General features: G+C 70.4%; 22 protein-coding genes and 1 riboswitch. Of the genes, 13 read left to right on the top strand and 9 right to left on the bottom strand.

The genetic code is table 11. The features are described from left to right. The first annotated feature begins 3 nt into the window (after positions 1–3). The gene (locus tag JOD52_RS04790) at positions 4–147 is read left to right on the top strand and encodes a hypothetical protein (protein WP_204408933.1); all 144 of its coding nucleotides are present in this window, start codon (positions 4–6) and stop codon (positions 145–147) included. Between the two features lie 264 nt (positions 148–411). After that, a complete protein-coding gene (locus JOD52_RS04785; RefSeq protein ID WP_017822954.1) occupies positions 412–810 on the top strand; it encodes an SRPBCC family protein in 399 nt (132 codons plus the stop codon). Positions 811–847: 37 nt separating this feature from the next. Here the strand turns inward: JOD52_RS04785 and JOD52_RS04780 are convergent, their stop codons facing one another. Both JOD52_RS04780 and JOD52_RS04775 read right to left on the bottom strand, forming a co-directional pair. After that, entirely contained in the window at positions 848–1,267 is a 420-nt protein-coding gene (locus JOD52_RS04780) for a VOC family protein (RefSeq protein WP_204408932.1), read from the bottom strand. Between the two features lie 144 nt (positions 1,268–1,411). Beyond that, the gene (locus JOD52_RS04775; RefSeq protein WP_204408931.1) at positions 1,412–2,224 is read right to left on the bottom strand and encodes a MerR family transcriptional regulator; all 813 of its coding nucleotides are present in this window, start codon (positions 2,222–2,224) and stop codon (positions 1,412–1,414) included. Positions 2,225–2,298: 74 nt separating this feature from the next. Here JOD52_RS04775 and JOD52_RS04770 point away from each other — a divergent pair, with 74 nt between their 5' ends. After that, positions 2,299–3,390: an FAD-dependent monooxygenase gene (locus tag JOD52_RS04770; RefSeq protein ID WP_239551793.1), complete on the top strand. Its 1,092-nt coding sequence runs from the start codon at positions 2,299–2,301 to the stop codon at positions 3,388–3,390. Here JOD52_RS04770 and JOD52_RS04765 read toward each other — a convergent pair. Beyond that, positions 3,383–3,982 (bottom strand): class I SAM-dependent methyltransferase, encoded by a 600-nt coding sequence (locus tag JOD52_RS04765; protein WP_204408930.1) that lies wholly within the window; start codon positions 3,980–3,982, stop codon positions 3,383–3,385. The two genes, JOD52_RS04770 and JOD52_RS04765, sit on opposite strands and share 8 nt — an antisense overlap. 100 nt (positions 3,983–4,082) lie before the next feature. Here JOD52_RS04765 and JOD52_RS04760 point away from each other — a divergent pair, with 100 nt between their 5' ends. Further along, on the top strand, positions 4,083–5,345 hold the full coding sequence (locus tag JOD52_RS04760) for a glycosyltransferase (protein ID WP_204408929.1): 1,263 nt from the start codon (positions 4,083–4,085) through the stop codon (positions 5,343–5,345). Continuing rightward, complete coding sequence (locus tag JOD52_RS04755) at positions 5,342–6,100, top strand: PIG-L deacetylase family protein (protein WP_204408928.1); 759 nt, start codon at positions 5,342–5,344, stop codon at positions 6,098–6,100. The genes JOD52_RS04760 and JOD52_RS04755 overlap by 4 nt, the downstream gene beginning before the upstream one ends. A gap of 7 nt (positions 6,101–6,107) precedes the next feature. Here the strand turns inward: JOD52_RS04755 and JOD52_RS04750 are convergent, their stop codons facing one another. Both JOD52_RS04750 and JOD52_RS04745 read right to left on the bottom strand, forming a co-directional pair. Continuing rightward, positions 6,108–6,809 (bottom strand): endonuclease/exonuclease/phosphatase family protein, encoded by a 702-nt coding sequence (locus JOD52_RS04750; RefSeq protein ID WP_204408927.1) that lies wholly within the window; start codon positions 6,807–6,809, stop codon positions 6,108–6,110. Continuing rightward, positions 6,809–7,846, bottom strand: a complete 1,038-nt coding sequence (locus JOD52_RS04745) for an ADP-ribosylglycohydrolase family protein (RefSeq protein ID WP_204408926.1) — start codon at positions 7,844–7,846, stop codon at positions 6,809–6,811. Before JOD52_RS04745 ends, JOD52_RS04750 begins: the two co-directional genes overlap by 1 nt. A 124-nt stretch (positions 7,847–7,970) precedes the next feature. Here JOD52_RS04745 and JOD52_RS04740 point away from each other — a divergent pair, with 124 nt between their 5' ends. The 5 genes from JOD52_RS04740 to JOD52_RS04720 all read left to right on the top strand — a co-directional run bounded on the left by JOD52_RS04740 (position 7,971) and on the right by JOD52_RS04720 (position 12,821). Continuing rightward, the gene (locus tag JOD52_RS04740) at positions 7,971–8,765 is read left to right on the top strand and encodes a hypothetical protein (RefSeq protein ID WP_204408925.1); all 795 of its coding nucleotides are present in this window, start codon (positions 7,971–7,973) and stop codon (positions 8,763–8,765) included. A 63-nt stretch (positions 8,766–8,828) separates the two neighbouring features. Continuing rightward, positions 8,829–10,850 carry a M13 family metallopeptidase gene (locus JOD52_RS04735; protein ID WP_204408924.1) on the top strand — a complete coding sequence of 674 codons (2,022 nt, stop codon included), beginning with the start codon at positions 8,829–8,831 and terminating at the stop codon, positions 10,848–10,850. 4 nt (positions 10,851–10,854) lie between these two features. Then, complete coding sequence (locus JOD52_RS04730; RefSeq protein ID WP_204408923.1) at positions 10,855–11,433, top strand: hypothetical protein; 579 nt, start codon at positions 10,855–10,857, stop codon at positions 11,431–11,433. A gap of 34 nt (positions 11,434–11,467) precedes the next feature. Next, positions 11,468–11,575: riboswitch (TPP riboswitch) on the top strand. A gap of 51 nt (positions 11,576–11,626) precedes the next feature. Then, on the top strand, positions 11,627–12,223 hold the full coding sequence (locus JOD52_RS04725) for an ECF transporter S component (protein ID WP_204408922.1): 597 nt from the start codon (positions 11,627–11,629) through the stop codon (positions 12,221–12,223). 4 nt (positions 12,224–12,227) lie between these two features. Continuing rightward, positions 12,228–12,821: an ABC transporter ATP-binding protein gene (locus tag JOD52_RS04720; RefSeq protein ID WP_204408921.1), complete on the top strand. Its 594-nt coding sequence runs from the start codon at positions 12,228–12,230 to the stop codon at positions 12,819–12,821. Between the two features lie 100 nt (positions 12,822–12,921). Here JOD52_RS04720 and JOD52_RS04715 read toward each other — a convergent pair whose 3' ends face one another. Continuing rightward, positions 12,922–13,668, bottom strand: coding sequence for an ATP-binding protein (locus JOD52_RS04715; protein ID WP_338124028.1), 747 nt, complete (start codon positions 13,666–13,668; stop codon positions 12,922–12,924). Beyond that, positions 13,665–15,227, bottom strand: coding sequence for an IS21 family transposase (gene istA / locus JOD52_RS04710; RefSeq protein ID WP_204408388.1), 1,563 nt, complete (start codon positions 15,225–15,227; stop codon positions 13,665–13,667). The genes JOD52_RS04715 and istA overlap by 4 nt, the downstream gene beginning before the upstream one ends. Positions 15,228–15,341: 114 nt before the next feature. On the opposite strand from istA, the gene JOD52_RS04705 reads away from it, so the two are divergent. Next, complete coding sequence (locus JOD52_RS04705; RefSeq protein ID WP_338124049.1) at positions 15,342–16,961, top strand: ATP-binding cassette domain-containing protein; 1,620 nt, start codon at positions 15,342–15,344, stop codon at positions 16,959–16,961. A gap of 250 nt (positions 16,962–17,211) precedes the next feature. Here JOD52_RS04705 and JOD52_RS04700 read toward each other — a convergent pair whose 3' ends face one another. Both JOD52_RS04700 and cmtR read right to left on the bottom strand, forming a co-directional pair. Then, positions 17,212–17,814, bottom strand: a complete 603-nt coding sequence (locus JOD52_RS04700; RefSeq protein ID WP_017822968.1) for a cadmium resistance transporter — start codon at positions 17,812–17,814, stop codon at positions 17,212–17,214. Continuing rightward, positions 17,811–18,170: a Cd(II)/Pb(II)-sensing metalloregulatory transcriptional regulator CmtR gene (gene cmtR / locus JOD52_RS04695; protein WP_204408920.1), complete on the bottom strand. Its 360-nt coding sequence runs from the start codon at positions 18,168–18,170 to the stop codon at positions 17,811–17,813. The genes JOD52_RS04700 and cmtR overlap by 4 nt, the downstream gene beginning before the upstream one ends. Before the next feature lie 193 nt (positions 18,171–18,363). Between cmtR and JOD52_RS04690 the strand changes: the two genes are divergently transcribed. Both JOD52_RS04690 and JOD52_RS04685 read left to right on the top strand, forming a co-directional pair. After that, on the top strand, positions 18,364–18,960 hold the full coding sequence (locus JOD52_RS04690) for a recombinase family protein (RefSeq protein WP_204408919.1): 597 nt from the start codon (positions 18,364–18,366) through the stop codon (positions 18,958–18,960). Beyond that, the gene (locus tag JOD52_RS04685) at positions 18,845–19,585 is read left to right on the top strand and encodes a helix-turn-helix domain-containing protein (RefSeq protein WP_239551792.1); all 741 of its coding nucleotides are present in this window, start codon (positions 18,845–18,847) and stop codon (positions 19,583–19,585) included. The genes JOD52_RS04690 and JOD52_RS04685 overlap by 116 nt, the downstream gene beginning before the upstream one ends. Positions 19,586–19,594 lie beyond the last annotated feature (9 nt).

Here is a 19,594-nt window from a genome sequence, read left to right as displayed (position 1 = left end):
CCGATGCCGGCGGGAGCCAGTGGTCCCCACCGCGGCGGCTACTGGCCCCCGTCGGCACGATCGGCGGTCCCCAAGAGCAAGATTCGGTGGCTCCCACGACTACGAATACTCAGCCAGGCGTCCGGCACTCAAATGCAGGCTGCGTGAAGGTGCCAGCGGCGCACTGTCGATAGACCTCCCCGGTGGCCGCACCATCGAGATCGGGAGGATGCGCCGCCGAGGTGAAGTGCGCTGGGTCGTGGTCTCACCGCGGATCACTGGCCTACATCACCAGGTCCGTGTCACCGACGCCGCCACCGTCATCGGCGTCGTACGGGCGGCGCTCCGGGCTCTCGACGAGCTCACCACGGACGAAGCTGCGCACGCCCAGCGCCCGGGCGAACCCCTCCGGTCGCCTGCTACGGTCACCGCATGAGCGAGACCCGACACGTCACCACGATCATCGACCGTCCCGCTGCCGAGGTGTACGACTTCGTGCGCGATCCGCAGAACCTGCCCCGCTGGGCGGCCGGGCTGGGCGGAACCGACGTCCAGCACGAGGTCGAGCAGTGGTCCATGAACACCCCCATGGGCCGGGTGCTGATCAGCTTCGTGCCCGAGAACCCCTATGGCGTGCTTGACCACTCGGTGACCCTGCCCACGGGCGAATCCACGTTGAACCCGATGCGCGTGATCTCCGTCGACGATCAGCGCAGCGAGGTCATCTTCTCCCTGCGCCGGGCCGCGATGAGCGAGGACGAGTTCGAGGCCGACGCCGAGGCTGTCGCCGAGGACCTCGCCGAGCTGACGGAGATCCTCGAGAAGCACTGACGCACCAGGCAGCGATCAGCGACCGGTCCCGCGGGAGTCAGTGGTCCCGCGAGGACAGCACGCAGAACTCGTTCCCCTCGGGATCGGCGAGCACCGTCCAGGTGACCTGCTCCGGGTCCTGCCCCACGTCCACCTGGGTGGCGCCCAGGTCGAGCAGGCGCTGGATCTGCGCGTCGCGATCGTCGTCGACGTGGGCGGCCAGGTCGATGTGCAGCCGGTTCTTCACCTGCTTGCCCTCCGCCACCGGCACGAACACAAGGGCAGGGGGCTCACGATGCCACCGCTCTGCCGGGATCGGGGCGTCAACGTCGTAGCCCTCGGGTAGGCCGCCGGGGATCATCGCCACCTCGTTGTCGTCCTCGTAGACGATCTCCCCGTCGAGCACCTGGGCCCACCAGCGGGCCTGGGCGTGGATGTCGCGGCAGTCGATCACCACGGTGTACCAGCGCAGCTTCACGAACAGTCCCTCCGTCGGGCGTCGTCCGGAACTCCGCGCTCACAGCACGGCGGACGGCGGTGTGCAGCCAACGCTACGCACCGCCGCCCGATGACGCGGGGGTCATCTCTCGACGCCTCTCTCCCGCGCTTGCTTCTCCCGCACTCACTCCCAGCCGGCGGTCTCCGGGTCCACGCCCTGGGTGCGGGCCGCCTCCTCGATCACCGTGCGCAGCCAGGCCGCGAGCCCCTCGGCCCGGCGGTCGTAGTGCGCGGTGAAGCGCGGGTCCTCGGTGTACATCCGTGCCAGCACCACGTGCATCGACGCAGTGCAGTCGTAGTGCTGCGAGATGGAGGCGCGATGCCGTTCGGCCAGCGCATTCGCTTCCTCACTGCCGGGCTCCACCCCGCGTTGCATGGCCTCCGCGAGGTCGGCGTCCAGGGCCGCGGTCTCCTCGGCCACGCGCTTCCAGTCCGAGGCGCTGTAGTGCCCGGTGCGCTCGACGGACTGTGCCCACTGCTCGCTGTCGCCCCATCGCTCGCGGGCCTCGTCCTGCCAGGCGGGGTCCCAGTCGGTGCCGAAGATGCGGGTCTGCTCCTCGGGGCTGAGCTTGATGTTCTTGTCCTGGTTCATGGGTGTGGTCCTCTTGATCATCTCGTCGACGGCGCGGGCCGCCTTGGTGAGCCGGCTGATTCGCTCCGCGAGGAGCGCACGCTGGCGCTGCAGGTGCTCGCGGGGATCGACCTCGGGATCATCGAGGATCCGGGCGATCTCAGCGAGCGGCAGACCGATCTCGCGGTACACCAGCACCCGGTGGATGCGTGCGATGTCGTCCGCGTCGTAGAGCCGGTAGTCGGACCAGCTGCGCCCGCTGGGTCGCACCAGGTCGATCGTGTCCCAGTGATGCAGGGTGCGCACGCTGACCCCCACCAGTTCGGCCACGCGGCCCACGGTGAGCGATTGCTGCTTCTCGGTCATGGCTCCACCTTCCTGCCTCACGTCGCGTGAGGGTCAAGCGCCCGCCAGCCCCGGAAGCGCGCTAGGTTCGCATCATGCATCGCCCATTGACCGTGCGCATCCTGGGGGCCGGCGTGTCCAGGCTCAGCTCCGCCATCGCCCTGGCTGGCGACGGGCACGAGGTGGAGCTGATCGACGAGCACTTCGCGATCCCCACCGTCGGAACGGCGTTGGGCCTGTTCGGCCCGGCGCAGCGGGTGCTGGAACGGCTCGGGGTGCTGGAGGAGGTGCGTGCGAGGTCCGCCGCTCCCCGCAGTGGACGCCTGATCGGGGCCGACGGACGACACCTGGCCACCATCCCCGCCGGGGGCGGGATCCTGGTGGCCCGCTCGGACCTGGTCCAGATCCTCACCGCAGCGCTTCCCGAGACGGTGCACCGCAGCCGTCGACGCGTCGAAGACGCACGCCCGCTGCGTCAGGGTGCCGACCTCCTGGTGGGGGCCGACGGGGTTCATTCGCTGGTGAGGCGCTCCGGATGGCCGGGCAGCGAGGCCCGCCGGCACAGGGTGACCGTCCTGCGAGGCACCACTGACGATCCTCCCCCGGAGATCTCGGAGACCTGGGGCGGAGGATGGTTGTTCGGCATCACCCCGCTGGCCCGCGGCACCAACTGGTTCGCCTGCGTGCCCGAGCACCGCACCGGCTCCCGCGAGGAGGATCTCGCGCACCTGCGCGCGGTGGTGGGCGGCCGACGGGAACCGATCGACGCCGTGCTCGCCGCCGCCAGGCCCGCATCGACGCTGGTCCACGGGATCCACACCGCCCCGCCCGTGCTGCCGGTGAAGGATGACGTGGTGCTGCTGGGGGATGCCGCGCACGCGATGGCGCCCAATCTCGGGCACAGGGCGAACACGGCCCTGCAGGATGCGGACGCGCTGCCCGCGGCGATCAGGTCCACGTCGAGCATCGACGCCGCGCTGCGGGCCTATGCCGCCCGCCGTACCGTTCCCGGTCAGGCCTGGCGGCTGGGGTCAGACGCGATGCTGCACCTCGCGATGATGAGCAGCCGCGCGTCACTGCGGGACGGTGCCGTCGGGACACTGGGCGCGGTCGCAGGGCGGCTGAGCCCGGTCCCGGACGGGCAGCCAGCCCGAGACCGGCGTGCGCCTGGTCGAGACCTCAGCTGAGCTTCCGGGCGAGCGTGGTGATCACGTGCCAGTGCTTCTTGTCTGCGAGGAAACGGCCGTCCTCATCGCGGACCGAGCGGTCGATGATCTGGAAGCCGCGGAACATCGCGTCGATCTCCGGCATCGAGAGAGTGGCGATGTCAGGGCGATCGGCCCAGGAGTCGTTGGTGCCGAACACGTCCACCGCCATCACGCCGCCGCGCGGGAGGGCGTCCACCAGCTTGGGCCAGGTGGCGGCCAGCCCGTCGGGGCCCAGCAGACCCAGGGTGTACGTGGAGTACACGATCTGGGCGCGGGGGAACGCGTCCACGTCGGTGATGTCGGTGTGGTGGAACTGCACCGAACCGCTCATGCGGTCGTTCTCCACCAGGCGCGCGGCGATGGTGTCGTCGGCGTCGTAGGCGTGCACGGTCCAGCCGCGGCGGGCGAACTGAAGGGAGTCGGCCCCGGCACCGGCGCCGAGGTCCAGCACCACACCGGCGGCGCGGTCACCGCCGGCGGCGGCGATCGCCTTGGACACCAGTCGGCGGGCCGGCCGCCCTGCCGCATGGACGTTCAGGGTCGCCCAATCCACCTTCTCCGCCGTTTCCATGCCCCTCACGCTGACTCATGACGGTGCATGTTTCAACCTCTCGTGACCCAGGCCGCGTCCGGTTTCGTCACTGGCGAACACGGGAATCTAGGATCGAGCCATGTCAGGCATGCCGGAGGTCCCCCTGCGCATCGTCGCCGTGTCCCTTCACACCTCGCCGGTGGCCGAGCCCGGCGGGGCCGATGCGGGGGGCATGAACGTCGTGGTGCTCGAGCAGTCCCTGGCGCTCGCCCGGGCCGGGCACCAGGTGGATCTCTTCACCCGCCGCTCCGACCCGGACACGCCGGCCACCATGGACATCGCCCCCGGGGTGAGGGTGCATCACCTGGACGCGGGCCCACCGGCCCCGCTCGCCAAGAGCGCGATGGAGCAGGCGATCGAACCATTCCGCGAGCAGCTGCGCGCGGCACTCTCCCACGCGGCGATCGACGGTGATGATCCCCGCTGGGACCTGATCCATTCCCATCACTGGTTCAGCGGCGTGGCGGCCCTGCCGATCGCCCGCGAGCTGGGGATCCCCCACCTGCAGTCCTTCCACTCCGTGGCCGCACCTGAGGACGCGCCGCACCTCGATGCCGGAGAGCCCGCGGAGTCCTCGGGCAGGATCCCCGGGGAACGGCTGGTGGCCCGCGAGTCCGACCTGGTCATCGCGGTATCGGAGGCGGAGGCCCGCACTGTCGCCGAGCGCTACGGGGTGCCCGGGGAGCGCCTGGCCGTCGTGCGCCCCGGCGTGGACGTGGAGCGCTTCTGCCCACCGGCCGACGAGCTGGCCCCGCACCCGCCCACACTGCTGTTCGCCGCCCGCCTGCAACCACTGAAGGCCCCGGACCTGGCGCTGGAGGTGCTGGCACGCCTGGACCCTGCCTTGGATGCACGCCTCGTGCTGACCGGCGGGGTCTCCCAGGACTTCCAGGACTACCTGGGGGAGCTGAAGGAGACCGCACATCGGCTCGGGATCAGTGACCGGGTCGAGCTCGTGGGCCCTCAGGGCAGGGCTGCGCTCGCTGCGCGCATGCGCGAGGCCGATCTGCTGCTGCTCCCCAGTTGGTCGGAGACCTTCGGCCTGGTGGCACTGGAGGCCCAGGCCAGCGGCACCCCGGTGGCGGCATGGGCCGGGGCCGGCGGGGTCCGGGAGGCAGTGGCTCCCGAGGGGATCGTGCTGACCACCCGCGATCCCGATGTGTGGGCGGAGGCGGTGCAGCGCCTGCTCGCCGAGCCCGACACGCTCCGTCGCGCATCGCGCGATGCCCGGTGCTTCGCCGAGAGCCGCACCTGGGAGGTGAGCGCCCGAGCCCTCGCCGCGCAGTACCTGAGGCTCACCCGCCCTGCCCCCGCCCACGATCCGCAGGAGGATCCCCGATGACCGCCGACCCCTGGGACCTGCTCGAGACCGCGCACACGGTGCTGGTGGCCCACGCCCATCCGGACGACGAGTCCCTCGCCACCGGTGCACTGCTGGCCACCCTTTCCCGCGCCGGCACCCGCGTGGTGCTGGTGACCGCCACCCGCGGCGAGGAGGGCGAGGTGGTTCCCGGCAGCATCCCCGAGGGCGAGGACCGCCCGCTGGACGAGATCCGCGCCCACGAGATCGACGCGGCCTGTGCCCACCTGGGGATCACCGAGCGTCACATGCTGGGAGAGCCCCCGGCACTCGCGCCCGGTGCCGAGCCGCGCCGGTACCGCGACTCCGGGATGCGCTGGGTGCGCAAGGGCCTGGCGGGCCCGGCGGAGACGGCAGGGCCGGAAAGCTTCACCCACCGGCCGCGCAAGGACGCCGCGGACGACCTGGTGGCCCTGATCGAGCAGGCGCGCCCGGACCTGCTGCTGGGCTACGACGACGCCGGCAGCTACGGCCACCCCGACCACGTCCATGCCCATCACGTCACCGTGGCGGCGGCCGAGCGCACAGGCGTGCCGCTGGTGCAGTTCGCCAGCGAGCCCGACGACACGGCTTTCGTGTGGCGCGACCTGCCGGGGGTGGCCGATCAGGTGGAGTCGGCGCTGCGCTGCTACCGCACCCAGCTCACTGTGCTGGGCCGCGACGGCCAGGACGTGCTGATCCGCCACGTCGGCGGGCAGGACGACCGGATCGCGATGCGGGCCGGGCTCAGGGCCTGACACCTCGTCAGAGGCTGACGTCCACCAGCGTGGGCAGGTGATCGGAGGCGCCGGCGAGGCGGGCCGCGTCCACCGCGTCCGTGGAGCGGACCGCGCGGGCATCGCGCACCCGCACCCCCTCGCTCACCAGGATCGCGTCGATCCGACGGGTGGGGGCGGAGGCCGGGAAGGTGTGCTGATCGGGGCCGGCCGGGTCCTGCACCAGCGGGTCCAGCAGCTGCCGGGCCGCCCCGTCGGCCGTCTCGTTCAGGTCCCCGCCGATGATCACGGGAGCCCCGGCGGAGCTCACCAGCGCCCTGACGTGCTCGGCGTGGGCCATGCGGTTGTCCTGCTGCAAGGCGAAGTGGATCGAACTCAGCACCACCGCTCCCCCGCCCGGGACGGAGACGCGCACCGCGGCCACACCCCGGGGGTAGGTGGAGTTCAGGTCGCTGAGCTGCTGGGCCACCGGATGCATGCCGCGGCGGATCACCCGGGCGGCCACGTCCTCGGTGGCGAGGATCGCCAGGCCCCGGCCGCCGAACCCGCCCACCAGGATCTCCATGCCCACCTGGCGGGCGAACCAGCGCAGGCGCGTAGTGGGCAGCACGAAGCGGGGGGCCTCCTGCACCAGCAGCACGTCCGGTGCCAGGTCCCGCACGGTCTCGGTGAGCGCGGGCAGGTCCCCGCGCAGCTCCCACAGGTTCCAGGCCATGATCCGCAGGTCCATCAGACTGCTCCCTCCTCGGGCCGTTCCCCGGGGATCACACGTTCCACCAGGGAGATCAGTTCGTCCACCTCGTAGCCGGGCCAGCCGAACAACTGCCGGCGCCACTCCGGCGGCACCGCCTTGACCCCGAGCGCACCGCCCATCAGCGCACCGGTGATGCAGGCGATGGTGTCGGTGTCGTAGCCCGCGCGCACGGCCTGCTCGAGGCTGCACACCAGGGCCTCCCGGCGGGCGAACTTCCCGGCGGGCAGCGGCAGGGTGGCGTGGATCGCCGACCACGACGCCTGGAAGGCGCCCACCACCCAGCCGTTGCGACGGAAGGTGGCGGGGGTGGTGGCCTCGGCCTCCTCGATGCGGGTGCGCCACAGCTCCTCGCGCTCCGGGCTCAGCCGACCAAGGCCCACCCGCACGTCCACCTCCCCGGTGAGCACGGCGTGGCGCACCGCGAGGCCCCACAGCATGCAGGCCTCGGTGACGTCGGGGTGCACGTGGGTGAGGCGGCACACGGCGTCGATGCCCTCGGCGGCATCGTCCTCGGTGCGCAGCAGGTACGGCAGCACGGCGGCGTGGGTGCGCATCAGCGATCCGTTGCCGGCGATGCGGGGCAGTTCCTCGTGGGCGCTGAGGGCGGCGGCCCGGAAGTCCACCGCGCGGGGCGCGAAGTGGCCGTCGGCCAGGGCCCGGTCCACGGCGCGGCGCACCACGGTGGAGGTGAGGCCCCCGATGTCCGGGGTGCCGAGCGACCACGAGTACCACTCGCGGGCGATCTGGTCCTGCGCCTGCTCCAAGCGCAGGTCGTGCAGGCCCGGGATGGCGGCGGCCGCCTCGAGCACCACGATCGCCATCGCGGTGTCGTCGGTCCACTCGCCCTCCTGCCAGTCCAGCACCCCGCCGCCCACCATCTCCACGTCCTCGGAGGCCGGAAGGGGGGCGAGGAACTCGTAGGGGGCACCGAGGGCGTCGCCGGTGGCAGCTGCCACCACGGAGCCGAGGGCGCGGGCGCGCTGCGCGGCGTCGAGCCCCGCCCCTTGATCCATCGTGCTCTCCGTCCTCCGTCGATGACCGTTCCGGTCATCGTGACACGTGGCCATGGTGACACGTCGGACGCAGGTACTGCGTCCAGTGCGGGCCGCTACCCTGGTGGGGACCCGAAGGAGCTCCATGACCGCGACCCCGCCGGCGGCCGACCACGGCTGTGCCGATCCGCACGACCACACCGGTCACGACCATCCTCCCACCGGAGCCGACCTGGTGCGCGACCTGGTGCGCGGGCTGTCCGTCCTGGCGCTGGTGCTGCCGGTGCTGGGCTTGGTGCTGCTGGTGGCGATCCTGCCGTTGGCGCCCTCCAGCGTGCTGGTGCTGGCGCTGGGCCTCGCCCTCGGCGCGGTCCAGCTTCTGGTCCTGGTGGGCACCAGCCTGTTCGTGGCCCGCACCCGGGCCCGTCTGGCGGTGAACCCCGGCCTGATGGCGGTGCGCAGCGTGACCGAGGAGGCCCTGCGGGTGGCGGCAGTGCTGCTGGCACTGCTGCTGTGGCCTGGCGATTCCCGTGCTGAGCTGGGCGTATGGCTCGGTGCGGGTGCGGCTCTGGTGTGGTTGGCGCTGGCCACCGCGCAGACGGTCTCCACCCGCCGCCGTATCGCCCGTCCCTCGGAGTGGTCCAAGAACGCCGTGGCCACCATGCTGGATGCGCGGGTCACTGCCCGTTCCAGCGTGGGGATGCGCCTGCTGGACGTGCTGGGAACCGTGTTCTTCCAGATCGGTGCCACGGTGCTGGTGATCCTGGCCCCGGTGCTGGTGGTGGGCACTGCCGTGCTGTCGATCGGTTCGGGCCTTGCCACTCTGGTGCTGCAGCGCCGCTCCGCCGCCGAGCGTGCGCGCTCACTGTGGGCGTTCGCCCCCTTCGGCATCGGCGTGCTCACCCTGGGCCTCGCGGTCCTGGGCATGATCGCGTTCTGACACGCCGCTCCCTCCGCCGTACTCGTCATTCCCCTGTTCCGACCCCTTGAGGAGATCTCAGACATGACCTCTGCCACATCTGCCGCCTCCGAGCAGCCGCTTCGCTCCGGACTCGACCTCGAGCACGTCGATGCGGGTGTCCGCATCCAGGACGACCTGTTCGGTCACGTCAACGGGGCGTGGCTGGACTCGCACGTGATGCCCGCGGATCGCTCCAGCGACGGCGCGTTCCACGCGCTGCGCGACCTCTCCGAGGAGAGGGTGCGGGAGATCATCGAGGAGGCCGCCGCCGATACCGACGCCCCCGCCGACTCCGAGCACGGCCGCATCGGCGCCCTGTACCGGATGTTCATGGACACTGAGGCGATCGAGCGCGCCGGCGCCGCACCGCTGGAGCCGCTGCTGGAGCAGATCACCGCCGCCGCTGACCTCGAGCAGGTGGTGCGCACGATGGCCGCCCCCGATTCGGGCACCAGCGCCCTGTTGGCCTACGTGTGGACCGACGACCACGACTCCACCCGCTACCAGGTGAAGCTGCACCAGGGCGGCCTGGGCCTGCCGGACGAGTCCTACTACCGCGAGGACCACTACGCAGATGTGCGCGCCGCCTACGTGGAGCACCTGACCGCCCTGATCGAGCTGGCGGGCCTGGCGGGCCGCGAGGGCCTTCCCACCGGTGATGCCGCCGAGCTGGCGCAGACGGTGCTGGACTTCGAGACCCGCCTGGCGGCCTGCCATGTGGACGTGGTGCGCCTGCGCGACCGCGAGAAGTCCTACAACCCGATGGACGCCGACCAGCGCCGCGAGCTGGCACCCGCCTTCCCCTGGGACGCCTTCGTGGAGGGCACCGGGGCACCGACCAGCGCCTTCGACGTGGTCTCGGTGAGCCAGCCCGAGTACGTCGGTGCGGCCGCGGAGCTGCTGGCCGGTGAGGACCTCGCGGTGCTGCGCGCCTGGCTCGCGGTGCGCGCGGTGGGCACGTACGCCCCGTACCTGTCGGCCGCGTTCGTGGAGGAGGACTTCTCCTTCTCCGGGCGGGTGCTGAGCGGCGCCGAGGAGCTGCGCGAGCGGTGGAAGCGAGGCGTGGCCTTCGTCGAGGGCGCCGTGGGCTTCTCCGTGGGCAAGGAGTACGTGGCCCGCCACTTCCCGCCCTCCCACAAGGAGCGGATGAACGACCTGGTGGACTCCCTGTTGGACGCCTACCGCGCCTCGATCTCGACCCTGGAGTGGATGACCCCGGCCACCCGCGAGAAGGCGCTGGAGAAGCTGGAGAAGTTCACCCCGAAGATCGGCTACCCCGATACGTGGCGCTCCTACGACGGCCTGGAGATCACCGAGGGCGACCTGGTCGCCACCGTGCGCGCCTCCCGCCGCTTCGACGCCGACTTCGAGTACGCCAAGGTGGGCGGCCCGATCGACGAGGACGAGTGGCACATGACCCCGCAGACGGTCAACGCCTACTACAACGCCGGCAGCAACGAGATCGTGTTCCCCGCCGCGATCCTGCAGCCCCCGTTCTTCGATGCCGAGGCCGACGACGCCGTGAACTTCGGCGGGATCGGCGCGGTGATCGGCCACGAGATCGGTCATGGCTTCGACGACCAGGGCTCCAAGTACGACGGCGACGGCAACCTGGCCTCCTGGTGGACCGCCGAGGACCGTGCGGCCTTCGAGGAGCGCACCACGGTGCTGATCACCCAGTTCTCGCAGCTGTCCCCGCGTGACCTCGACGATCAGCACACCGTCAACGGTGCCCTCACCATCGGTGAGAACATCGGCGACCTGGGCGGTCTGGGCATCGCTCTGAAGGCATACAAGGCACGCACCGCGCAGGACGGCGGCGAGGCCCCCGTGATCGACGGGTACACCGGCGTCCAGCGGGTGTTCCTGTCCTGGGCCACCGTGTGGCGCGGCAAGAACCGCCTGCAGGAGGCGATCCGCCGGCTCGCCATCGACCCGCACTCCCCTGCCGAGTTCCGCTGCAACACCACGGCCGGGCACATGGACGAGTTCTACGAGGCGTTCGACGTGCGCGAGGGCGATGCGATGTACCTCGCGCCCGAGCAGCGCGTGACGATCTGGTGAGCTGATGGCCAGGCCCGAGGCCCCGTTCTACGTGGGCTCCACCCGCCCCAGCTCCATCGGCTGGACCAGGATCATCGTGACCCTGGTGGCCGGTGCGGCGCTGGTGGCGGTGATGAGCACCCAGGCCAGGCCGTTCCCGCCGGTGCTGATCCTGGCCGCTGCCCTGGTGTTCGTGGGCCTGGCCTTCTGGACCTGGATCGGCCAGTGGACCCGCTTCATCGTGGACGAGCACGGCGTCACGGTGAGCCTTGGCGGATTCTGGCCGCAGCGGCCGTGGCCGCTGACCGATTTCCGCACCGTGCAGCTGCGTCAGGTGCCGCAGTCCACCGTCGGCGTGACGGTGGGCGGGTTCGGCTGGCGCCGCGGCCGGGTGATGGCCGCCCGTCCCGAGGAGCTGCGGCCCGTGGGCCGCGGCAAGATCTTCACCACCGACGACGTGCAGCGGCGCACCCGGATCCTGGTGACCCGCTCCGGGACCCTGGTGGAGATCGTGGGCCGCAGCGGCACGGACTACCTGCTCTCCCCCACCGACCCGGTGGCGACCGCCGAGGCGGTGGAGCAGGCGATCCGTGCCCGGCGCTGACCTCGGGGACGAGCCGCTAGACTGTCCGTTGGTCATCTGCTGACAGGGGAGCACCACTGGGGTGCTGAGAGTGCGCCACGTGGCGCAGACCCTCGAACCTGATCCGGTTAGCACCGGCGTAGGGAGTCGGGATTTCCGCGCGGGATGCGTGATGCGTCCTCGTGCGCCCCTTCCAGTACTGGAAGGAGTGGAGATGAACCGTTCACACACCACCCGCTACCGCACGGTGGACCTGCTGGTCACCGTGGCCATCGGTGTCGCATTCGGGGTGGCGTTCCTGGGCTACGGCCAGCTGTACACCCTGATCGGGCCGCTGACGACGGCCTTCAAGCCCGCCGAGGGGCTGCTGGCGGGGATCTGGTTCCTGCCGGCGATGCTGGCCGGGCTGATCGTGCGCAAGCCCGGCGCGGCGCTCGGCGCGGAGATGATCGCCGCGGTGCTGTCGATGCTGCTGGGCAGCCAGTGGGGCTGGGGCACCGCGATCTCGGGCCTGATGCAGGGCGGCGGCGTGGAGCTTGCCTTCCTGCTGACCCGCTACCGCCGCTTCACCCTGCCGGTCGCGATCCTGGGCGGCGTGCTCGCCGCGATCCTGGAGTGGGGCTGGGAGAAGTTCGCCTACTACCAGGAGATGAGCTGGTCCTTCTCCTTCATCATGCTGGCCTTCTTCATCGCTTCCGGTGCGGTGCTGTGCGGCCTGCTGGGCTGGGCCGCCACTCGGGCCCTGGCAGCCACCGGTGCGCTGGACTCGCTGCCGGCCGGGCGGGACCGGCACCCGGTTCCCGCGAAGTGACCGCATGAGGGAACTCTCCCTGCACGGTCTGCGGTGGCGGCCGCTGTCGCGGCCCCACCGCACCGTGGACGGTCTGGAGCTGACGATCCCGGCCGGACAGACGGTGCTGCTGGCCGGGGCCAGCGGCAGCGGCAAGTCCACTGTGCTGCGGGCCCTGGCCGGGCTGCTCGATGAGCAGGCCGGGGACCTCGAGGGCCAGGCGGATCCACCGGTGCGTCCCGGCGAGCGCGGCCTGCTGCTGCAGAACCCCGCGAATGCCATGGTGGCGGCGACGGTGGGCCGCGATGCCGCTTTCGGCCCGGAGAACGCGGCCCTTGCCCGGCCCGAGATCCATACCCGCGCCGCGGAGGCGCTGGATGCCGCCCGGGTGGACGTGGACGCTGGCCGTGAGCCCCTGGCCACCTCCGGCGGGCAGCAGCAGCGGATCGCCCTGGCCGGGGCGCTCGCCCTGGAGCCGGACGTGCTGCTGCTGGACGAACCCACCAGCATGCTCGACGGTCCCACGGCCGATGCCGTGCGCGAGGCGATCCTGGAGGTCTCCGCGGGCCGCACCCTGGTGGTGGCCGATCACCGGCTGGAGGCGTGTGAGTATTCGTAGTCGTGGGAGCCACCGAATCTTGCTCTTGGGGACCGCCGATCGTGCCGACGGGGGCCAGTAGCCGCCGCGGTGGGGACCACTGGCTCCCGCCGGCATCGGGTCACTGGGGCAGTGCGGTGTGTTCTCGCATGTTCCTGTCGCCGGTGTCGATCCAGATTGTGTTGTGCACGATGCGGTCCATGATCGCATCGGCGTGGACTGCTCCACCGAGCCGGGCGTGCCAGTCCTTCTTCGGGTACTGGGTGCAGAACACGGTCGAGCCGGTGTCATAGCGGCGCTCGAGCAGTTCCAGCAGCATCGAACGCATTCCCTCGTCAGGATGGTCCAGCAGCCACTCGTCGATCACCAGCAGCGAGAACGTGGAGTACTTCCGCAGGAACTTCGTCTGGCCCTGCGGCTTGTCCTTTGCCAGGGCCCAGGCCTCTTCGAGGTCGGGCATTCGGATGTAGTGGGCTCGGAGCCGGTGCTGGCAGGCCTGCTTCGCCAGCGCGCAGCCGAGGTAGGACTTCCCTGAGCCGGTGAAGCCCTGGAAGACCACGTTCTGTTGCCGCTGGATGAAGGAGCAGGTTGCCAGTTGCGCGATCACGTTCCGGTTCAGTCCCCGTTCCTCGACCAGATCCAGCCGCCGCAGGTCCGCTCCGGGATAACGCAGCCCCGCCCGGCGGATCAGACCCTCGACCTTTCCATGATTGAAGATGGAATGCGCCTCGTCCACGATCAGCTGGAGCCGTTCCTGGAACGACATCCCCAGCACGTGAGCCTCATCCTGGGCATCGATCGCGTCCAGCAGCGCGGTCGCGCCCATCTCGCGCAGCTTCCGCTTCGTGTCGTTATCGATCACGCTCACCGGACACCTCCGGCGTAGTAGTCGGCGCCACGGACGTATCCGCCGTCTTCCGCGGGTTCCTCGCGGGGTGGACGCAGGGCGGCGACCTTGTCCTGCCCGGTGGCCAAGATCGGGTGCAGATGCGCATAGCGCGGTGAACGGACCCGTCCCGTCAGCGCGAGTGCGCAGGCCGCCTCGACCCGATCTACGGAGAAGCGGCGAGAGAGCCGTAGCACCGCCAACGCGGGATCCAGGCCCTGTTCCACGATCGGCACGGACTCGAAGATCCGCTGGATCACGATCACCGTGGCCGGCCCGACCCGATCTGCCCACGCCCGCACCCTCTGCGCGTCCCAGGCCTGGAAACGCTCGCCCGCAGGTAGGTCCGCGTCGTTGGTGCGGTACTCATTGCTCGCGGTCTCCGGGAGCAGCAGGTGACTGGTCAGTCGCTGGCTGCCCTGATAGATCTCCAGCGTCCGGGCCGTGATGCGCAGATCGACCTTCGCGCCGATGTGCGCGAACGGCGCGGAGTAGAAGTTCCGCGCGAACGTGACGTGCCCGTTCCTGCCCACTCGTCGTCCGTAGTGCCATGTCGAGATCTCGTAGGGCACCGCCGGCAGCGGCGTCAGCAGCGGCCGCTCCTCCGCGTCGAACACGCTGGCGCGGGATCCGGGCCGCTTCTGGAACGGCTCCGCGTTATAGGCCTCCATCCGCTGCCCGATGGCGGCTGCAAGTTCGGGCAGGGACGTGAATCGCTGATCCCGCAGCCCGGCGATGACCCAGGTCGCGACGTGCGCGACGGTGTTCTCCACGCTCGCCTTGTCTTTCGGTTTCCGCACCCTCCCCGGGAGCACCGCCGCCGAGTAATGCGCTGCCATCTCGCGATACGCATCGTTCAGGACGATCTCGCCCTCGCGGGGGTGCTTCACCACACCGGTCTTGAGGTTGTCCGGAACGATCCTCGGGACCGTCCCGCCCAGCGCCTCGAACATCGCTACGTGCGCTCGCAGCCAGGACTCCTGGCGCATATCCAGCGCCGGGAAGCAGAACGCGTAACGAGAAAAAGGCAGGCAGGCAACGAACAAGAACACCTTCGAGACCTCGCCGGTGACCGGATCGGCCAGCTCCATCGTGGGGCCGGACCAGTCGACCTCCACGCTCTGGCCGGCCTTGTGACCGACTCTCGAAGCGGCACCGGTGACCATGACGTGGTGCTGGTAGGTGCGGCAAAACCGGTCATACCCCATCGCCGGATCCCCAGCCGCCGTGGTCGCGTCGAAGTACTCGCCGTGCAACAGCTTCAGCGTCACGCCGACCCTGGCCATCTCTCGATGGACCTGTTCCCAGTCCGGCTGTGCGAACACGCTCTCGTGCTCGCCCCGGCCCGGGAACAACCGGGCATACACCTGCTCATCGGCGACGTCCGCGATATCGCCCCACCCGATCCCTGCAGCGTCAGCGGCCTCGAACACCGCCCTCACGGACTTGCGGGACATGCCCTGCGAGGACGAAATCGCTCGCCCCGACAGACCTTCTGCGCGCAGCTGGAGCACCAGCTTCGCCCTGATCTTCCGTACCATTCCAGATTGCTCCTTCCGCCGCGTGCCCTATACACACGGCGGAAGGAGCGTAGACAGAGCGGCCCCAACGACACCACTGGTGGTCCCGAACGACGCCACCGCTACGGCAGCGACGTGGCACCCGAACCCTCGATCAGCGGACCCCAGCGAGGCGAATATTCAGCGTGGCTGCCGCACGTGGACCGCCTGGTGGTGCTCGGTGAGCAGGCCACGATCCTCGCCGACGGCGACCCCGAGCAGCTGCTGACGGAGGACCCGCGTCTGCTGATCGACGCGGGCGTCTCTGTCGCGGGCCAGGCCGCGGACGGGCCCGTACCGCGCAAGGCCACCGAGCCAGGTCCCGTGGTCGCGAGCCTTGCCGGGGTCGATGTGCGCCGGCCCGGTCGGCGGCGGGGCCGAGGAACGGAGCCACCCCTGCTGCGCGGGATGGACCTGGCGCTGCACGGCGGCACCATGACGGCACTGACCGGCCCCAGCGGAGCGGGGAAGACGACCCTGCTGCAGGTGGTGCTGGGGCTGAAGAAGCCAGCCGCCGGGCAGGTGGCACTGCCGGAGAGGGAGCGGATCGCCTCGGTTCCGCAGAACCCGGAGCACTCCTTCGTCGCCCCCACCGTGCGGCAGGAGGTCACCGCCTCCCCCTGGGCCACTGACGACGCCCTGGCCGAGCACCTGCTGGAGGACGCCGGCCTCGCGCACCTGGCCGAGGCGAACCCGTACACCCTCTCCGGTGGGGAGCAGCGGCGGCTCGCCATCATCGCGGCTCTCGCCCAGCAACCCGATCTGCTGGTGCTGGACGAGCCCACCGTGGGCCTGGATGCACGCCGACGCGAAGCCGTGCTCACCCTGCTGGACCGGGCTCGCGCGGAGGGGCGGGCGGTGCTGGTCGCCACCCATGACCCGGTGCTGATCGAGCGGGCCGATGCCCGTCTCGACCTGGCGGGGCAGGCGGCACCTGATCCCGACGGCGCCCCGGCCCACACGTCGGATCGCACCCCGGACCGCCGGATCGGCCCCGTGCCGCGGGCCCGGTGGATCCCGGCCGACGCCTTGAACCCGCTGGTGCTGAGCCTGATCGGGATCCTCGCCGCGATCGGCTCCTTCGCAGTGGACACCTGGCAGGGCGGCCTGCTGGCCCTGCTCCCCACGGTGCTGCTGGCACCACTGGCGATCCGTACCCTCGGCGGTGGGCTGCTGCGCCTGGCACCGATCCTGCTGTCCGCGGCGGGGCTCGCGTGGACCACGGCGTTCCTGGGGGACGCGCCGTCGCTGTCCACGGAGGCGTGGCTGCTGGGCGCGAAGGAGGCCGCACGCATCATCGCATTCGTCGCCCCGGGTGTGCTGGCGCTGGGTTCGGTGGACGTCACCGCTCTGGGTGATGCCCTGGGCGGGAAGCTGCGCCTGCCCGCCCGGCCCATCGCAGCCTCCGTGGCGGGCCTGGTGCGGGCCGGCCACCTGGGCCGGCAGTGGGAGATCATCACGCAGAACAGGGTGCTGCGGGGCCTGGGCTCCCCCGCCTCGCCGCGGCTGCTGGCCGGTGCCACCCTCGCCCTGCTGGTCGATGCGCTGCGGGGCGCGGAGCAGCAGGCACTGGCCATGGACGCCCGCGGCTTCGCGACCGCCACCACCCGCACCTGGGCCCTGCCCAGCCCCCTGCGGTGGCCGGACGCGGTGGGCATCGGGATCGGTGTGCTACTGCTGGTGTGGCCGTTCGTGGCGGAGATGCTGGTGGGGTGACGCGGCTGCACCGCTGACTGTGTCACTGGGGTGGTCCGTCTCCGGAGTGGGACAGATCTGTCCCAGAAGTGCCGTTTCGGACCCTAGCGGGAACCGTGGCTGTGGCTTCGTTCGCTTGGTGGCGGGGTTTTTGCAGCGCTCCGTGGCGGTCTTGTTGCCGCGATCACGCAGGACTGGCTGCAGGTAGGTGTCGCGGTCTGAACCGAGAGGGGTGCGCCCGGTCGGGGCCGTTTGGATCGCTGCCGCTACGTCAGAGTCCGAAGGCTCCGCCGCTGACGAGGATCACGATGCCGAGGCCGATGAGAACGATGGGGAAGAGGATGTGCTCCCAGCGTTCGAGCACTTCGGCGATCGGGGGGCGGGTGGCGACGAACTTTGCCAGGGCCACCAGGACCGGGACGAGCGCGAGGAAGACGATGCAGTAGGCGACTACTGCGAGAGGTTCCACGCTGAGGAAGACAGGGGTGTAGACGCCGATGTTGTCGCCGCCGTTGGCAAGGGTGACGCCTGCGACTGTCCACACGCCGACCTTCTTGCCGGCAACCTTGGCCTCGTCGTCATCGTCGTCATCGTCTCCGCGCCAGGCCTGCCATGCGGCCCAGAGGCCGAGGCCCAGAGGGATGAGACCGAAGTACGGGATGGCTGCCGAGGGCAGGAATGCTCCGGCGCCGATGGTCACCAGGACCGCGGCACCGAGGATGCCGGCGAATCCGAGGTACTGGCCGGCCAGAATGCGGGCGGTAGTGCCGCGCTGGCCTGCCCCTCGCGCGAAGAAGAGGGAGAGCACGATGATGTCGTCGATGTTGGTCGCTGCGAACAGGCCCATCGCCTGCAAGACCGAGGTGAGGATCATGCGCCCTCCCCAGCTGCGTCGCATCCGGGAAGCGAGCAGGCGGGATCGATGCACGGGGCGTCTTCGTCCACTGCCAGGGTGGCATCGACCAGTGCCGTCAGCGCCTGCGCCAGGTGCGAATCGGCGATCTCATATCGTGTCCGACGACCCTCGGGCTCGGAGACGACGATCCCGCAATCGCGCAGGCATGCCAGGTGGTTGGACACGTTCGGGCGTGTCAGGTCCAGATCTCGGGCCAGTTCCGCCGGGTAAGCGGGATGGTTGAGCAGGGTCAAGATGATCCGGGATCGAGTGGGGTCGGCCAGTGCACGACCCAGGCGGTTCATCACGTCGAGACGCGAAGCAATAGTCAGCATGGACTGAACTATACAACGCGCACTGAACACTCGGTCACAGGCGTCAGCCCAGATCGCATGCCCGTAAGGGGAACCCTCACCGGACACCACCGCTACTTATCGAGAGGAACGACGGCACGCCTGGCGGGCTGTCCCGTAAGACCCGTCCGGTGAACTGTCCGGTGAAGGGAGGCTATATGACGCACTGGGGAGCATGTCCCCCTTGAAGGTCGGCTATGCCCGAGTCTCCACCGACGAGCAGGACCTGACCGCGCAGCGTGACGGACTCGCGGCGTTCGGCGTCGATCCCAAGCGCATCTACGTCGATCACGGGCTCACGGGCCGCAACGCCGACCGTGAGGGCCTGCGGCAGGCGCTGGCTGCCTGTCGGGACGGCGATACGTTCGTGGTCACCAAGCTCGATCGGCTGGCGCGTTCAGTCCGTGATGCCCACCAGATCGCCGACGACCTCGCGGCGCGGGAAGTGAAGCTGAGCTTCGCCGGATCGGTGTACGACCCGACCGACCCGATGGGGAAACTGTTGTTCAACGTGCTGGCGATGGTCGCCGAGTTCGAAGCCGACCTCATCCGTGCCCGCACCCGCGAGGGGATGAAGGTCGCCAAGGCCAAGGGCCGGCTGCGCGGGAAGTCACCGAAACTCACCCCCCGGCAAGAAGCTCACCTCGTCCAGCTACATGCTGCCGACGAGCACACCGTGGGCGAGCTGGCCGAGCTGTTCAGCGTGGGCCGCTCCACGGTCTACCGCGCCCTTCAGCGCGCCGAGCGCGGGCGCGAGAACGCCTTGCAGTAGGTGCGTCGTGGACGCTCGAGCGCGGTGGCGAATCCTCAGGCTCCACGTCGAGGACCAGGTGCCCCTCGCGCGCTTAGCTCGCGAGACCGATGTAGGGCTGCGGACCCTGGAGCGCTGGCACGCCCGCTACCGCGCCGACGGCTACGCCGGACTGGAGACAGCCTCACGAGCGGACGCCGGCTCCCGCCGCCTTCCGCCCGACCTCGTCGACCTGATCGAGGGCCTGGCACTGAGCAAGCCGCGGCCGGCCATCGCCACGATCCATCGCAAAGTCACCGGCATCTGCGCCGCCCGGAGGTGGCCGGTCCCCTCCTACTCCGTGGTGTGGGACATCGTGCGGACCCTGGATCCCGGCATGGTCACCCTCGCCCTGGAGGGCGCAGCGTCCTACCGCGACAAGCACGAGCTGGTACTCCGCCGGCAAGCAGAGCTGCCCAACGCGATGTGGCAATCCGATCACACCATGCTCGACATCCTGGTGGTGGGCACCGACGGCAAGCCCGCACGGCCATGGCTGACAACGATCCTCGACGACTGCTCCCGGGCGGTCTGCGGCTACACAGTCTTCCTGGGCGCACCGTCGGCGATGAACACCGCCCTTGCGCTGCGCCAAGCGATCTGGTGAATATTCGCC

The sequence above is a fragment of the Brachybacterium muris genome, assembly GCF_016907455.1.
Lineage (GTDB): Bacteria > Actinomycetota > Actinomycetes > Actinomycetales > Dermabacteraceae > Brachybacterium > Brachybacterium muris.
Note: the sequence above shows the minus strand (reverse complement) of the source record. Positions and strands in the feature narration are given on the sequence as shown.